This window comes from Trinickia sp. Y13 (genome assembly GCF_029522115.1).
Classification (GTDB): Bacteria; Pseudomonadota; Gammaproteobacteria; order Burkholderiales; family Burkholderiaceae; genus Trinickia.
Genome location: NZ_JAKWFK010000016.1, coordinates 1 through 15332, shown reverse-complemented (window position 1 = coordinate 15332; position 15332 = coordinate 1). Strand labels below are relative to the sequence as shown.

Here is a 15332-nt window from a genome sequence, read left to right as displayed (position 1 = left end):
CTTTGAGAGGTCTGCCGCAGTATGACCAAATCGGAATTGGTCGCCCAGTTGGCAGCGCGATTTCCGCAGCTTGTTCTCAAGGATGCGGATTTCGCGGTCAAGACGATGCTCGATGCGATGTCGGAGGCCTTGGCCAAAGGCCATCGCATTGAAATTCGCGGCTTCGGCAGCTTCGGTCTGAACCGTCGCCCATCCCGCGTCGGGCGTAACCCGAAATCGGGCGAGAAGGTGCACGTGCCCGAAAAGCATGTGCCGCACTTCAAACCCGGCAAGGAACTGCGCGAGCGGGTGGACGGCCGGGCTGGCGAGCCACTGAAGCTCGATTCGGCTGACGACGATCTTTGAGTGCGGCGTTGCCCTTGCGGTGGCGTTCACTACGCGAAGATCGAAATCGCTGATGGTGTCGTCGACGCCAAGGCCGACAGTGAGAACCGGCAATACGGTACGAGAAGCGCCTTCGGGCGCTTTTTTGTTTTCCGTCCCCTTTCACGCGCGCCGGGCTGGCTACGTCGGTCGGTGGTCCGGGCGTGACGCACTCGCGCGGCGCGGCCTGGCCCGCATCGTTTCCATTACAATACGGGCACTTTTGTCCAGGCGTCGGGCGCCTTGGCGCCAGGCGCAGCGCCGGCAGCAGAGGTATCGACGCCGGCACGACAATCGCAGTCGCCGCCAAGAGAACGCTTATGAAAATTATCGTCTGGTTGATCCGTGTGCTCGTGTTCGTCGTCCTGCTCGTGCTCGCGATGGGCAATACGCAGAGCACGTCGATCTCGTTTGCCGGATACGCGTGGCAGGCGCCGCTCATTTTGATCGGCCTCGCGTTTTTCCTCGTGGGGCTGCTGGCCGGCCTCGTCTCGGCGGTGCCCGCGCTCGTGCGGCTCCGCCTCGAAAACGGCCGCTTGCGGCGAGAGTTGCGCGCCGCCCGGGAGAACACGCCGCCCGTTGTCGTCGAGCCGCCGATGCCCCCCGTTATCTAAGCGCACGGCACGCCCGCGCGCTCTCATCCCCGCTTCCTCGACCTTCGCATGGATCTCGATTTCTGGTGGCTGCTGGTCGTCCCCGTCGCTTTCGCGCTCGGCTGGATGGCTTCGCGCTACGACTTGAAGACGCTGTTGTCCGAAAGCGCCAACTTGCCGCGCTCTTACTTCCGCGGCCTGAACTTTCTTCTGAACGAGCAGCCGGACCAGGCGATCGATGCGTTCATCGAAGTCGTGAAGCTCGATCCGGAGACGATCGAACTGCACTTTGCGCTCGGCAATCTGTTTCGTCGTCGCGGCGAAACCGACCGCGCTATCCGCATCCATCAGAACCTGTTGAGCCGCGCGGATTTGCCGGTGACCGAGCGCGATCACGCTCTGTTCGAGTTGGGGCAGGATTTCCTGAAGGCCGGGCTGCTCGATCGCGCCGAGGAAGCGTTGAGCCGGCTCGACGCCGGCGAATACGCTCGCGATGCGCAACGCGCATTGCTGACGATCTACGAGATCGAGAAAGACTGGACCAAGGCCATCGATGCCGCGCGTCGGCTCGAGACGATGGGCGCGGATTCGCTTGCCAAGGAGATCGCGCAATTTCATTGCGAGCTGGCTCAGGAAGCCTTGCAGCGCAAGGATGCCGCACAGGCATCGAGTCAGCTCGATCTGGCCCTCGAGGCAAATGCCCGCAATGTGCGGGCGACCATTCTGCGCGGCGATGTCGCGCAGGCGCGCGGCGATTACGATGCGGCGATCGAGGCTTGGCGCCGCGTCGAATCGCAAAATCCGTCGTACTTGCCGCTCGTGGCCGAAAAGCTGATGAAGGCCTATGCGGCGCTCGCGCGCCCGCAGGAAGGCGCGGCGTTGCTAGAAGGCTATGTCAAGCAATACGCTTCCAGCGATTTGCTCGATGTCGCCTATCCGCACGTCGCCCAGCTTTGCGGGACCGAAGTGGCGCATGCGCTGGCGCGCACGCAGATGCAGACGGCGCCGAACCTGTCGGGCATGACTCGCTTGCTCGATGCGCAAATCGACTCGGCCGAGGAACCGCGTCGCGGGGAACTCGAATTGATGCGCACGCTGATCAAGCAGCGCACCAAAAATCTGCCACGTTACACATGCCAAAATTGCGGTTTCCGGGCGCGTCTGTTCTATTGGCAGTGCCCCGGCTGCAGCGGCTGGGAAACCTATGCGCCACGCCGCATAGAGCCCATTGCAGCGCAAGCTTGAAGCATCCACCATCGGAACGCGTATGAAAATCACCATCATCGGCACGGGCTACGTCGGTCTCGTCACGGGCGCTTGCTTGGCGGAAATCGGCAACGACGTTTTCTGCCTCGACGTCGATCCGCGCAAGATCGATATCCTGAACAACGGCGGCGTGCCGATTCACGAGCCGGGCTTGCAAGAAATCATCGCGCGCACGCGCGCCCACGGTCGCATCACGTTCTCGACGGACGTGAAGGCCAGCGTCGAACACGGCGACGTGCAATTCATCGCGGTCGGCACGCCGCCGGATGAGGACGGTTCCGCCGATTTGCAATACGTGCTCGAAGCGGCGCGCAATATCGGCCGTTATTCGAACGGGTTCAAGGTGGTCGTCGACAAATCGACGGTGCCCGTGGGCACGGCCGAGCGCGTGCGGGCGGTGATTGCGGCCGAACTCGACGCGCGCGGCTTGGGCGCGAGCGCGGCCCATCGCTTCTCGGTCGTATCGAACCCCGAGTTTCTGAAAGAAGGCGCCGCCGTCGACGATTTCATGCGGCCCGACCGCATCGTCATCGGCATCGACGACGACGATGCGGGCATCCTCGCACGCGAGAAGATGAAGCGGCTGTACGCGCCGTTCAACCGCAATCATGAGCGCACGCTGTATATGGACGTGCGTTCGGCCGAGTTCACGAAGTACGCCGCCAACGCCATGCTTGCGACGCGCATCTCCTTCATGAACGAGATGTCGAATCTGGCCGATCGCGTCGGCGCCGACATCGAGGCCGTGCGGCGCGGCATCGGCTCCGATCCGCGTATCGGTTACCACTTCCTCTATGCGGGCGCCGGTTACGGCGGCTCGTGCTTTCCCAAGGACGTGCAGGCGCTCGTGCGCACCGCGAGCGAGAACGGACAGCGGCTGCGCATTCTCGAAGCGGTGGAAGAGGTCAATCACGATCAAAAGCAGGTGCTCGTCGAGAAGATCGTCAAGCGCCTCGGGGAGGATCTGACCGGCCGCACGTTCGCCGTCTGGGGGCTGGCTTTCAAGCCCAATACGGACGATATGCGCGAGGCGCCGAGCCGGCGCTTGATTGCGGCGTTGCTCGCGCGCGGCGCCAAGGTGCAGGCCTACGATCCTGTCGCGATCGAGGAGGCGCGTCGCGTCTTCCCGCTCGATTTGGCCGATGCGCCCGATTCGCTCGCGCGCTTGACGTTCGCGAAATCGCAAGACGAAACGCTCTCGGGCGCAGATGCGCTGGTCATCGTCACCGAGTGGAAGGAGTTCAAGAGCCCCGATTTCACGCACTTGAAATCCGTGCTGAAAGCGCCCGTGATTTTCGACGGCCGCAATCTCTACGAACCGTTGACGATGGCCGAGCTCGGCATCGACTATTACGCAATCGGGCGTCCCTATGTCCAAGTCAATACCGCAAGCGATGCACGCGTCTGAGCCATCGAAAGAGACGGCTTCGCGCGAGGCCGGCGTTGCGCGCGTGCCGCGCGAGCGGCTCGGCGAGGCTCGGGTGCTGATCGTCGGCGACGTCATGCTCGATCGCTATTGGTTCGGCGACGTCAATCGCATTTCGCCCGAAGCGCCTGTGCCGGTCGTGCATGTCCAGCGGCAGGAAGACCGCTTGGGCGGCGCGGCGAACGTCGCCCGCAACGTGGCGGCGCTCGGCGCGCGCGCCGGACTGCTCTGTGTCGTCGGCCACGACGAGCCGGGCGAGCGCATCGTCGAGCTGCTCAAAGCGACCGGTGTAGCGACGCATTTGGAGCGCGATCCCGAGTTGCCGACGACGATCAAGCTGCGCGTCCTGTCGCGCCAGCAGCAGTTATTGCGCGTCGATTTCGAGAAGACGCCGGCGCACGAAGCGCTGTTGGCGGGGCTCGCGCGCTTCGACGCCCTGCTTGCCTCGCACGACGTGATCTTGCTGTCCGACTATGCCAAGGGCGGCTTGACCCACGTCACGCAGATGATCGCCAAGGCGCGCGCAGCGGGCAAGCCGGTGCTCGTCGATCCGAAGGGCGACGACTGGGAACGCTACCGCGGCGCCACGCTGATCACGCCGAATCGCGCCGAGTTGCGCGAAGTGGTGGGTCACTGGAAATCGGAAGACGATTTGCGCTCGCGCGTCGACGCGTTGCGTGCATCGCTCGACATCGAATCGTTGCTGCTGACGCGTTCGGAGGAAGGCATGACGCTGTTCACGGCCGACGGCGCCGTGTTGACTGCGCCCGCCGTCGCGCGCGAAGTGTATGACGTTTCCGGGGCTGGCGATACCGTCATCGCCACGTTGGCCGTCATGCTCGCGGCCAAGCTTCCGCTCGTGGCGGCCGTGACGCTGGCGAACCGGGCGGCTGGCATCGTCGTCGGCAAGCTCGGCACGGCCACCGTCGATTACGACGAGCTGTTCGGAGCCGACGCGCGCTAGCTGCGCGATAGACTAGCCCGCGGCGCCGCAGGAGGCCTCTCGCCCATCACCGTTATCGAATAACCGCTATCACGATCATGACTCTCATCGTCACCGGAGCCGCCGGGTTCATCGGCGCCAATCTCGTCAAGTCGCTGAACGAGCGCGGCGAGACTCGCATCATCGCCGTCGACAACCTCTCGCGCGCCGACAAGTTCAAGAACCTGGTCGATTGCGAAATCGACGATTACCTCGACAAGACCGAATTCGTCGAGCGCTTCGCGCGCGGCGACTTCGGCAAAGTGCGGGCGGTATTCCACGAGGGCGCTTGCTCGGACACGATGGAGACCGACGGCCGCTACATGATGGAGAACAACTTCCGCTACAGCCGTGCCGTGCTCGACGCGTGCTTGGCGCAGGGGGCGCAGTTTCTCTATGCATCGTCGGCGGCGATTTACGGCGGCTCGAGCCGCTTCGTCGAAGAACGGGCGGTCGAGGCGCCGCTCAATGTCTACGGCTATTCGAAGTTTCTGTTCGATCAGATCGTGCGCCGCGTCATGCCGGCCGCGCGCAGCCAAATCGTGGGCTTTCGCTACTTCAACGTGTATGGCCCGCGCGAAGCGCACAAGGGGCGCATGGCGTCCGTGGCGTTTCACAACTTCAACCAGTTTCGCGCCGAGGGCAAGGTCAAGCTGTTCGGCGAATACAACGGTTACGCCGCGGGCGAGCAGACGCGCGATTTCGTCTCCGTCGAAGACGTCGCGAAGGTCAATTTGTTCTTCTTCGACCATCCCGAAAAATCGGGCATTTTCAACCTTGGCACCGGCCGTGCTCAACCGTTCAACGATATTGCATCCTCCGTCGTGAACACGCTGCGTGCGCTCGAGGGCCAACCGGCGCTTTCGTTGGCCGAGATGGTCCAGCGCGGGCTCGTCGAATACGTGCCGTTCCCCGATGCGCTGCGCGGCAAGTACCAATGTTTCACGCAGGCCGACCTCGGACGCTTGCGCGCGGCCGGGTACGACGCGCCTTTCCTCACCGTGCAAGAAGGCGTCGACCGCTACGTACGTTGGCTATCCGGCCAACTGTAATCCGCGGCGCGCACTGCTTAGACTGGGACTTCTCGGTCGGCGCTCGCCGGCCGGCTTTTTGCACGGAGGTCCCATGGTCAAGCGCATTCTTTTTCTCGCGGCGCCGCTCGTCGCCGCATTCGTTTCCTTTTTCGCTCATGCTGTCGACGTCAATGCCGCCGACGAGGCGGCGTTGCGTGCGATCAAGGGCATCGGTCCGGCCAAGGCGCGAGCGATCGTCGAAGAACGCGCCACGGGCGGCCCGTTCATGGACGCGGGCGATTTGAGCCGCCGCGTCAAAGGCATGGGTGGTCAAACGGTCGAGCGCCTGCGCGCCGAAGGGCTCACGGTTGGCTCGCAAACGCAATGGGAACGGGCCCCTGAGTCGTTCGCGTCCACCGGTCGAGGGACCGGCACTGCCGGTGTCGCTGGCGGCGCGCGGCGCGATCGCATCGATGCCGATCCGGTGTCAATCAAGCGCTGAGCGTTCGTCATCGAGGGCGGCAGACGTTTTACCGGCTCCTTCAGCCGTCATGCGGTTTCGACGGTTTCCCGCGCTCGTGCGCGGGTTTTTTGCTGGTAGGCCCGTTGCCCGGCGTGCGCCAAAAAGACCCTACGCGGCGGTCGCTGGCTGCGTGCTTTACAATCGGCTCATTCCTATCGCCAAAGATGAGCGCGCGCCGCGCGTCACGCCTATGCCTTACAAAACCATCGAAGACACGATCGGCAACACGCCGCTGGTCCAACTCGTCCGCTTATCCGACGACGAGATCCGCAGCCGCAACAACGTCGTGCTCGCGAAGCTAGAAGGGAACAATCCCGCGGGCTCCGTGAAAGATCGTCCAGCCTTGTCGATGATCAAGAAAGCGGAGGCGCGCGGCCGCATCAAGCCGGGCGACACGCTGATCGAAGCGACGAGCGGCAACACCGGGATCGCGCTCGCCATGGCGGCGGCGATCCGCGGCTACAAGATGGTCTTGCTGATGCCGGAGGACCTATCGGTCGAGCGGCGCCAGAGCATGGCTGCATACGGTGCTGAAATCGTGCTGACGCCGGTGAAAGGCGGGATGGAATATGCGCGCGATCTGGCCGAGCAAATGCAGCGCGACGGGCGCGGCATCATCCTCGATCAGTTCGCGAACCCCGACAATCCCGCGGCGCATTACGAGGCGACGGGGCCTGAAATTTGGCGTGATACCGAAGGTCGCGTCACGCATTTCGTCTCGTCGATGGGTACGACCGGCACGATCATGGGCGTCTCGCGCTATTTGAAAGAGCAGAACCCGGCGATCGAGATCATCGGGGCGCAGCCCGAGGAAGGTTCGCGCATTCCGGGCATCCGCAAGTGGCCGGAGGCGTACATGCCGAAAATCTTCGACCGCACTCGGATCGATCGCACCGAGAACGTCTCGCAAGCGGCGGCCGAGACCATGGCGCGGCGCCTGGCCGCTGTCGAAGGCATCTTCTGCGGAATCTCGTCGGGCGGCGCGTGCGAGGTTGCTCTGCGCGTGGCGCGGCAAGTCGAAAACGCAACAATCGTGTTCATCGTATGCGATCGCGGCGATCGGTATCTCTCGACCGGCGTGTTTCCCGCTTGACGGGCGTATGCCCCGGAGATCGTGTTTTCTATCGAATGCACACCCTGATCATCTGGATAGCTGTGTCTCGGTGAAGACGCGTCCTATATTGCCAGTCGACAAGCGCCACCGCGTTGCGCCCCAAGAGGGCGCGACGATCTCGACCGCTCGACAGGAGCCGATATGGGACATCGCATCGCCAAGCCGCCGATCGCGCGAATCGGCGCGCTCGCTGTTCTCTTCTTAGGCATCGTCTTGTATTGCGCGGTGCCGACCGCGGGCTGGGCCGACGAGACCCCGGCCGCCACGGGGCCCGCGCCCACGCTTGCGCATCATGCGCCGTCCAACGTGCCGCAAGGCTATGTCATTACGCCGTTCGGTTATTTTCATCCTTCCTGTGTGCGCACGGTCGGCCGCTCCGACATCTTGCTAGCCGACGGGCGGGTGCTGCATGCCGACGGCACACGTTCGCCCGCTCACGCCTGCGGCTATGCGCGCTATACCAAAAGCGGGAGCCGCATCGAGCCCGGGATGTCGGCGGCGCCTGGGGCAAAGCCCCCCGCGGCCGGCGCAAATCGACCGCCTCGAGCCGACGGTTGGCTCGAAGCAAGTTGGTACCACGACAAAGCGCCGTTCGGAGGAATCAGCGCGAACTGGCTCGTGCCGTCCGCACCGGCATCGGATGTCGGCCAGGTGCTGTACTTCTTTCCCGGGCTCGAGGATTACGAGAACATCGTCAGCATCTTGCAGCCGGTGCTCGGTTGGAATGGCTTCAACGATCACGCATGGACCATTGCCAGTTGGAATTGCTGCCAAGGCGGCAACGTCGATCACAGCGTGCCGGAGCCGGTCGCCACGGGCGATTTGATCGTCGGCAAGATCGCCGGCGACTGCGCGGTGGGGCAAGTGTGCTCGAGGTGGGATATCGCAACGATCGATAAGACGAGCGGCCGCGCGTCCACCCTGAAGAAAACGAGCAGTTATGGGCAAACATTCGATTGGGCGTTTGCCGGTGTCGTCGAAGTTTACGGGGTTGGCGCATGCGCCCACTATTCGAGCAACGGCTTCGTCGACTTCACTCAGGTCTCATTGCTCGATGTCGAAAAGAAGCGCATTCGCAATGTGCGGTGGGCCGCGAGCGGGCTACTGCAAGCCGGTGCTCCCGTCTGCAACTACGGCGTCACGGTGACGCCGACGAGTGCGAGCCTAACGTTCTGACGCCGAAGCCGAATTCACGCCCGAAGCCGGCGCCGATGCCGAAGAAGCCGAGGGCGCAGTCGAACCGGCACTCTGAATGGTCCCATCTTCTTGCTCGATACGCGCCTTGACGCGCTGGCCGAGCTCGTACACGGCGAGCGCGTAGAAGAAGCTGCGGTTATAGCGAGTGAGCGCGTAGAAATTCTGCAGCCCGAGCATGTACTCGGTCGGTTGGCCGGGCGTCGGCAGATCGATGACGGTGATGGGCGTGCTGGCTTCCGAAGTTAGATCGAGCCCCGGCTGATCGAGCAGCATGCCCGCACGCAGCAGTTGAGCGAGTGGCCAGTGCGGCTGTGGCTGCCCATCGGCGGCAGCCTGCGCGACGCCGAGGCTGCCGGCGTCGTGCGCGATCCGCCACACGACCGGACGCCCGTTCTCCCAGCCGTTTTCCTTCAGGTAGTTGGCCACGCTGCCGATTGCGTCGGCTGTGCTCGTGCGCAGATCGATCCGCTTGTTGCCTTCGTAATCGACCGCGTACTTGACGATGCTGCTCGGCAAGAATTGAGGAATCCCGATGGCGCCCGTGTATGAGCCGAGCACCGACGTCGGGTCGATCTGGGCGTCGCGTGTCCAGACGAGATAGTCCACGAGGTTCTTGCGAAACGTCATTTCGCGCTCGGCGCGGTTCGGCGTATTCGGATAGTCGAACGCGAGCGTCGTGAGCGCATCGAGCACGCGGAAGTTGCCCATATAGCGGCCGTATATCGTCTCCACACCGATGATGCCGACGACGATCTCGGGCGGCACGCCGAATTGCTCGTAGGCGCGTTGCAGCGTCGCGCGGTTCTCGCGCCAGAATTCGACGCCCGCGTTGATGCGCACCGGATCGAGGAAGCGCGCCTGATAGACTTGCCAATTCTTGACGAACGGCGTCGGCGCCGGGGTGACGAGCTTGACGGCGGTAGCCGAGTAGCTCACGCCGGCGAATAGGGCGTGCAGCGCGGTCGCGTCGAAGTCATAGCGCGCCACCATATCGTCGATGAATGCGTTGACATCCGCGTTGTCGACGTAACGTTGCGGAATGATCTCTTCTTCGAAGGTCGCGCCCGGCGAGGCCGAATGCGTCCGTTGACCTTGCGCGCCTTGCGCAAGATGGCTTCGGTGCTTGGCGGGGGCAGCGTTCTGGGCGTAGCCGTTCTGCGACGAAACGGCGGCGCCGAGCATCAGTGCGAGAAGAACGGCGAGGCGCCGGCGTGGGGCGGCGGTAGATGCGAGTTGACCGGTCATAGAAGAGAGCGAAAGAGGGCGTCGGACCGCTCGGGTTCGCGTGCGCATCGAAGGCACAGCTGCGAACTCGTTCTGGCGTTCGGCGCAGTATAGCGAACGGTCGGCGCGGGCGGAACCGCAGGCGAGCGCGGTGCGCGGTGAGATGGCACGGCGACGCCGGTTGACGCACCTTAGACGCGCGGCGTCCGGGAACGGGCGCCGGCTCCTGTGGTAACGTAGTTCGGTGCGCGGCCGCACCTGCGACACAAGGCCGACGAAGGCCGACGAAGCAACCCAGGAGACATGCCGCGACTGCGGCAAACGAACGATCATGGCCACCGCTGTCTACTCACACCCCGACTGCCTGCTGCACGAGATGGGGCGCGGGCATCCGGAATGTCCCGAGCGTCTCGTCGCGATCGAGGATCAGTTGATCGCGAGTCGCATTGCCGAATTCATCGAGCGCGAGAGTGCGCCGCTCGCGCAAGTGGCCGATCTCGCACGTGTGCATACACGCGCGCATATCGAATTCATCGAGCGCAGCGCGCCGAGCGAGGGCCATGCGTGGATCGACCCCGATACCGCCATGAACCCCCATACGTGGCAGGCCGCGCTACGAGCGGCCGGCGCGGCCGTCGCCGCCACCGACGCCGTGATCGACGGGCGGTACGACAACGCGTTCTGTGCCGTGCGGCCCCCGGGACACCATGCGGAGCCCGCTCGCGCGATGGGTTTTTGCTTCTTCAACAACGTGGCGATCGCCGCGCGTCACGCGCTCGAAGTGCGCGGCTTGTCGCGCGTGGCCATCATCGACTTCGACGTGCATCACGGCAACGGCACCGAGGCGGCGTTTGCCGGCGATGAGCGCGTGCTGATGTGCAGCTTCTTTCAGCACCCGTTCTATCCGTTCAGCGGCGCCGACAACCACGCGCCGAACATGGCCAATGTGCCGTTGCCGGCGCGCACGCCGGGCGCCGCGGTGCGCGAGGCGATCGATCTCGTGTGGCTGCCGCGGCTCGAAGCGTTCAAGCCCGAGATGATCTTCGTCTCGGCGGGTTTCGACGCGCATCGAGAAGACGATCTCGGCAACATGGGGCTCGTGGAGGACGACTACACGTGGATAACGGATCAAATTCGCCGCATCGCCGAGCGCTACGCGCACGGCCGTATCGTTAGCTGCCTCGAAGGGGGCTACAACTTGTCGGCGCTCGGACGTAGCGTCGTTGCGCACTTGCGCGCGTTGGCTGGAATCTGAAGCGCGCCCGAACGCCCAGAGGCACGCCGCGGTAGGCAGCGGCACGCTGAAGCAGCTGAAGCAGCTGAAGCAGCTGAAGCAGCTGAAGCAGCTGAAGCAGCTGAAGCAGCTGAAGCAGCTGAAGCAGCTGAAGCAGCTGAAGCAGCTGAAGCACGAACCCACGACCGATCGCATTTGTATTTGTTGCCAGGAGCGAGCGCATCATGAATCACCCATCTTCCTCTTCTTCGCGTTCCACTTCGGAAGCGCTCTTGATCGAGCGCGACGCGTACGGACTTGCGGGCGTTGTGCGGGTCACCCTGAATCGCCCCGACGCCTTCAATGCACTGTCGGAAGATCTGATCGAGCAGTTGCAGGCAGCGCTCTCCGCGATTGCGCAATCGGACGCGCGCGTCGTGGTGCTCGCGGCCGAGGGGCGCGCGTATTGCGCCGGGCACGACTTGAAGGAGTTGCGAGCGAGTCCTTCGCTCGAGTTCTATCAGCGGCTCTTCGGGCGTTGTTCCGCGCTGATGATGACGATTCAGCGGATGCCGCAGCCCGTGATCGCGCGCGTGCAGGGGATTGCGACGGCGGCGGGCTGCCAGCTCGTGGCGATGTGCGATCTCGCGGTGGCGGCCGATACGGCGCGTTTCGCGACCTCGGGCATCCATTACGGCTTGTTCTGCTCGACGCCGGCCGTGCCGCTCTCGCGCAATATTCCACGCAAAGCGGCGTTCGAGATGCTCATGACCGGCGATTTCATCGATGCGGCCAAGGCGCGCGAACTCGGGCTGATTAACCATATGACGCCGCTCGATGCGCTCGACACCGATGTCGCCGCGCTGGCCAAACGCATCTGCGACAAACCGGCCGCCGCCGTGAGCATGGGCAAGTCGCTGTTCTATCGGCAACTGGAAACGGGCATCGAAGCGGCCTATCAGATGGCCGGTCAGACGATCGCCTGCAATGCGAACGACCCGGTTGCGCAGGAGGGCATGCAGGCGTTCATCGACAAGCGCGCGCCCAACTGGCGCGCCTGACGAACCCGATAGATCACGCTGGCGCTTCGATGGAACCTGCCGCGAACGGCGTCGAACTCAGACGTGTGCGAGGATCCACTGCGTCAGCGCATCGATGACTCGGTCTCGATCGAGGTCGTTCATGGTTTCGTGATACGCGCCTTCATAGAGCGAGAGCGTTCGGTCGGTAGCGCCGACGTGCTCGATGAACGCGCGACTGCCGTCGGGCTCGGTCAGTTTGTCGGCCGTGCCGTGATAGACGAGCACCGGCAAGTGCAGCGACCCTCGGCCTTGCTCGATGCGCGCCATGGCTTCGAGGATCTGCGCGCCTGTGCGCGCTGGGACGGCGGCGTGATGGACGAGCGGGTCGAGGCGGTTCGCTTCGACGACGCCCGAGTTGCGCGAAAGCAGCGCAGGCTCGATCTTCATCGCCTTGTAGCGCGGCCATAGGCGGCTCACGATCCGGCTCGCCGCCAGCATCCAGCGGGGCACGTCCTTGCCCGGCGCAAGCGCGGGGCTCGAAAGGATCAGCCCTGCCACCGGCCTGCCCGCGCGCTCGAACGCTTCCATTCGCTCGATGGCGAACAATGTGGCGATCGTGCCGCCCATGCTGTGGCCCATGAGGAACAGCGGGGCATCGGGGCGCGCCGCGGCGTCTAGCAATGCGCGGGCATCGTGCAGATAGTCGTCGAAGGCCGTGACCCAGGTTCGTTCGCCAGGCGAGTGCCCATGGCCCCGCAAATCGACGGCGACCAGTTCGATGCCCCGAGCGCCCAGCCGCTCCGCCAGTGCGGCATATCGCCCCGCGTGCTCGGCCAAGCCATGCAGCAGTGCCACGGTCGCGCGAACCGGGAGCGTGCACGGCCAGCGGTACAGCGCGAGGTCCACGCCGTCGGCGGTCCGTACCGTTCCGATAGCGTGCGGTTCGGCTGCACTCGGAACGCCGCCAGCCGGGGGAGTGGGGGTGGTGCCATCGGGCAGCGCGGTTCTCGTCGACATCGTCGGGGCCTCCTCGTCGGATGTGCGCGATCATAGCCGCGCTGCCGCAAACGGGCGAGAACGCTTGCACGGTGGCTTCCTCTAATTTCAAAAACTCATTAAGGCGTGGCAATTAATTATTAAAGCCTATTTGTGCGGTGCGATAAAATTGGACCTCGTCTTCTTTTCTCGCAACAGCGACGGCGGTTGATTGGCCCAGCGCACATGCGCCGGCGGGCAGTCGCCGCCGTTTCGTCATTTATGATCGAACTTCGTCATCTCTCGCAGCGTTTCGCCGGTCCGAGCGGCTGGGTCGAGGCCCTGCACGACATCAATTTGAGCATTGCCGCAGGCCAGATCTTCGGCATCATCGGCCGCAGCGGCGCGGGCAAGAGTACGCTCGTGCGCACCATCAATCTGCTCACGCGCCCGAGTGCGGGTGAAGTCGTGGTCGACGGCAAGGTGTTGACCGCACTTGCGCCAGCGGCGTTGCGCGAGGCGCGCCGCGAAATCGGGATGGTGTTTCAACACTTCAACCTGCTCAGTTCGCGCACGGTGTTCGATAACGTCGCCCTTCCGCTCGAGCTTGCGGGCATGAAACGCACCGAAATCGAACGAACGGTGTTGCCGCTGCTCGAGCTCGTGGGGCTCACCGCGCTCAAGGACCGGTATCCGGCGCGCATCAGTGGCGGACAGAAGCAACGCGTCGGAATCGCGCGAGCGCTGGCGAGCCGGCCGAAGGTCTTGCTCTCCGATGAGGCGACCTCCGCACTCGATCCCGAAACGACGCGCTCGATCCTCGAACTGCTCAAGCGCATCAATCGCGAATTGGGCCTCACGATCGTGCTCATCACGCACCAGATGGAGGTGATCAAGGACGTCTGCGACCGTGTCGCGGTGCTCGATGCCGGTCGTATCGTGGAACAGGGCAATGTGGTCGATGTCTTCCTCGAGCCGCGTCACGATGTCACGCGCGCGTTGCTGGGCGATGTCATTGCGCACGAACTGCCCAGCGCCGTGAAAGCGCGCGTCGCCGCGCAAATCGAGGCGGGCGAAGGCCAGTTATTGCGGCTCGCGTTCGCCGGCGGCGGCGTCGATCGGCCGATTCTGTCGGAGACGATTCGTCGCTACTCGCTCGACTTCAACATCCTGCATGGCCAGGTGGACGAGATTCAAGGGCGCGCGTTCGGCTCGCTCGCCGTGCTCGCAGACGGCGAACCGAAGCAGCTTGACGCCGCTCTCGCATTCTTGCGCGAGCAAGGCGTTGTCGTGGAGGCGCTCTCGCATGTTCAGTGAAATGTCGTCGATGTTCGTTCAGTCGTTCTGGGAGACGCTCGTCATGGTCGGCATCTCCGGCCTTCTCGGCGCGCTCGTCGGTTTGCCGCTCGGCGTGCTGCTGTTCCTGACCGATCGCGGTGGGGTGCTGCAAAGCGTCGCAGCGAACCGCGCCATGGGATTGACCATCAATGCGGTGCGATCGACGCCGTTCATCATCCTGCTCGTGGCCGTGATTCCGTTCACGCGCGCGATCGTCGGCACGTCGATCGGCACGGCGGCCGCGGTCGTGCCGCTGACGATCGCCGCCGCGCCGTTTGTTGCGCGGTTGGTCGAGACGGCTTTGCGCGAGGTCGACCGCGGCCTCATCGAAACCGCCGAAGCGCTCGGCGCGACGACGCGCCAGATCGTCTTCAAAGTCTTGCTGCCCGAAGCGTTGCCGGGCATCGTCGCGGGGCTCACGATCACGTTCGTCTCGCTCGTGGGCTATTCCGCGATGGCGGGCGCGATCGGAGGCGGCGGCCTGGGCGATCTCGGAATCCGCTACGGCTATCAACGGTTTCTGCCCGAAGTGATGGTGACGGTCGTCGTGATCCTGATCGTCTTCGTGCAGTTGGTGCAGTCGTTCGGGGACTGGCTCGTGCGCCGGCTGAGCCATCGGTGAGCGGCCGGGCGTTAGAGGCGGTGATCGATAGCCGGGCTTGGCGCTTGAGCTATTTGCCCATAGAATAGAACGATCGTTCGTTAATCGGAAGCATTGTGGCGCCGCGCGCGGGCTGCGGTGCTGGCCGCCGCTTGTATCCGGACCGGCCGTGTGCGCAGGCCGTCGGGTAGTCCGAGACCGGGCTGCCGTCCATTACTCCGGCACGGCCGTTTTTGCCCATTGGGGGTTTGCCGATCTGCGGTCGGCGCGGCCGCGGGACCGGCTGTCGCTATAATGGCCGCTGGGTTGACGTATTCGTAACTTTGGAGCGAGTGCATGAAAATTTTGGTGCCAGTCAAGCGCGTGGTCGACTACAACGTCAAGGTCCGGGTGAAGTCGGACGGCACGGGCGTCGACATTGCAAACGTGAAGATGTCGATGAACCCCTTCGACGAAATCGCCGTGGAAGAGGCGGTGCGTCT

15 protein-coding genes and 1 pseudogene are annotated in these 15332 nt (G+C 64.1%); 14 read left to right on the top strand and 2 right to left on the bottom strand.

Going from position 1 to position 15332, the window contains the following annotated elements:
• Window positions 1-21: 21 nt before the first annotated feature.
• The 9 genes from MMB74_RS22760 to MMB74_RS22720 all read left to right on the top strand — a co-directional run bounded on the left by MMB74_RS22760 (window position 22) and on the right by MMB74_RS22720 (window position 8456).
• On the top strand, window positions 22-345 hold the full coding sequence (locus MMB74_RS22760; protein WP_277430924.1) for an integration host factor subunit beta: 324 nt from the start codon (window positions 22-24) through the stop codon (window positions 343-345).
• A 338-nt stretch (window positions 346-683) separates the two neighbouring features.
• Entirely contained in the window at window positions 684-977 is a 294-nt protein-coding gene (locus tag MMB74_RS22755) for a LapA family protein (RefSeq protein WP_277430923.1), read from the top strand.
• Window positions 978-1025: 48 nt separating this feature from the next.
• Window positions 1026-2201 (top strand): lipopolysaccharide assembly protein LapB, encoded by a 1176-nt coding sequence (gene lapB, locus MMB74_RS22750; RefSeq protein WP_277430922.1) that lies wholly within the window; start codon window positions 1026-1028, stop codon window positions 2199-2201.
• A gap of 22 nt (window positions 2202-2223) precedes the next feature.
• Window positions 2224-3630: a UDP-glucose/GDP-mannose dehydrogenase family protein gene (locus MMB74_RS22745; RefSeq protein WP_277430921.1), complete on the top strand. Its 1407-nt coding sequence runs from the start codon at window positions 2224-2226 to the stop codon at window positions 3628-3630.
• Complete coding sequence (rfaE1, locus tag MMB74_RS22740) at window positions 3617-4612, top strand: D-glycero-beta-D-manno-heptose-7-phosphate kinase (protein WP_277431029.1); 996 nt, start codon at window positions 3617-3619, stop codon at window positions 4610-4612. Before MMB74_RS22745 ends, rfaE1 begins: the two co-directional genes overlap by 14 nt.
• A gap of 77 nt (window positions 4613-4689) precedes the next feature.
• A complete protein-coding gene (rfaD, locus tag MMB74_RS22735) occupies window positions 4690-5682 on the top strand; it encodes an ADP-glyceromanno-heptose 6-epimerase (protein WP_277430920.1) in 993 nt (330 codons plus the stop codon).
• Between the two features lie 73 nt (window positions 5683-5755).
• Window positions 5756-6145, top strand: coding sequence for a helix-hairpin-helix domain-containing protein (locus MMB74_RS22730; protein WP_277430919.1), 390 nt, complete (start codon window positions 5756-5758; stop codon window positions 6143-6145).
• A 211-nt stretch (window positions 6146-6356) separates the two neighbouring features.
• On the top strand, window positions 6357-7259 hold the full coding sequence (cysM, locus tag MMB74_RS22725; RefSeq protein WP_277430918.1) for a cysteine synthase CysM: 903 nt from the start codon (window positions 6357-6359) through the stop codon (window positions 7257-7259).
• A gap of 162 nt (window positions 7260-7421) precedes the next feature.
• Complete coding sequence (locus tag MMB74_RS22720) at window positions 7422-8456, top strand: hypothetical protein (protein ID WP_277430917.1); 1035 nt, start codon at window positions 7422-7424, stop codon at window positions 8454-8456.
• Here MMB74_RS22720 and mltB read toward each other — a convergent pair.
• The gene (gene mltB, locus MMB74_RS22715; RefSeq protein WP_277430916.1) at window positions 8445-9722 is read right to left on the bottom strand and encodes a lytic murein transglycosylase B; all 1278 of its coding nucleotides are present in this window, start codon (window positions 9720-9722) and stop codon (window positions 8445-8447) included. The two genes, MMB74_RS22720 and mltB, sit on opposite strands and share 12 nt — an antisense overlap.
• A gap of 310 nt (window positions 9723-10032) precedes the next feature.
• Between mltB and MMB74_RS22710 the strand changes: the two genes are divergently transcribed.
• Complete coding sequence (locus MMB74_RS22710) at window positions 10033-10956, top strand: histone deacetylase family protein (RefSeq protein WP_277430915.1); 924 nt, start codon at window positions 10033-10035, stop codon at window positions 10954-10956.
• 203 nt (window positions 10957-11159) lie between these two features.
• On the top strand, window positions 11160-11975 hold the full coding sequence (locus MMB74_RS22705) for an enoyl-CoA hydratase (protein ID WP_277430914.1): 816 nt from the start codon (window positions 11160-11162) through the stop codon (window positions 11973-11975).
• A 57-nt stretch (window positions 11976-12032) separates the two neighbouring features.
• Here MMB74_RS22705 and MMB74_RS22700 read toward each other — a convergent pair whose 3' ends face one another.
• Complete coding sequence (locus tag MMB74_RS22700) at window positions 12033-12953, bottom strand: alpha/beta hydrolase (RefSeq protein WP_277430913.1); 921 nt, start codon at window positions 12951-12953, stop codon at window positions 12033-12035.
• A gap of 240 nt (window positions 12954-13193) precedes the next feature.
• Between MMB74_RS22700 and MMB74_RS22695 the strand changes: the two genes are divergently transcribed.
• From MMB74_RS22695 to MMB74_RS22685, 3 genes and pseudogenes are all read left to right on the top strand, one after another.
• The gene (locus tag MMB74_RS22695; RefSeq protein ID WP_277430912.1) at window positions 13194-14228 is read left to right on the top strand and encodes a methionine ABC transporter ATP-binding protein; all 1035 of its coding nucleotides are present in this window, start codon (window positions 13194-13196) and stop codon (window positions 14226-14228) included.
• Window positions 14218-14871, top strand: coding sequence for a methionine ABC transporter permease (locus MMB74_RS22690; RefSeq protein WP_277430911.1), 654 nt, complete (start codon window positions 14218-14220; stop codon window positions 14869-14871). The genes MMB74_RS22695 and MMB74_RS22690 overlap by 11 nt, the downstream gene beginning before the upstream one ends.
• 315 nt (window positions 14872-15186) lie before the next feature.
• Window positions 15187-15332, top strand: a pseudogene (locus MMB74_RS22685) (electron transfer flavoprotein subunit beta/FixA family protein); the annotation flags it as partial.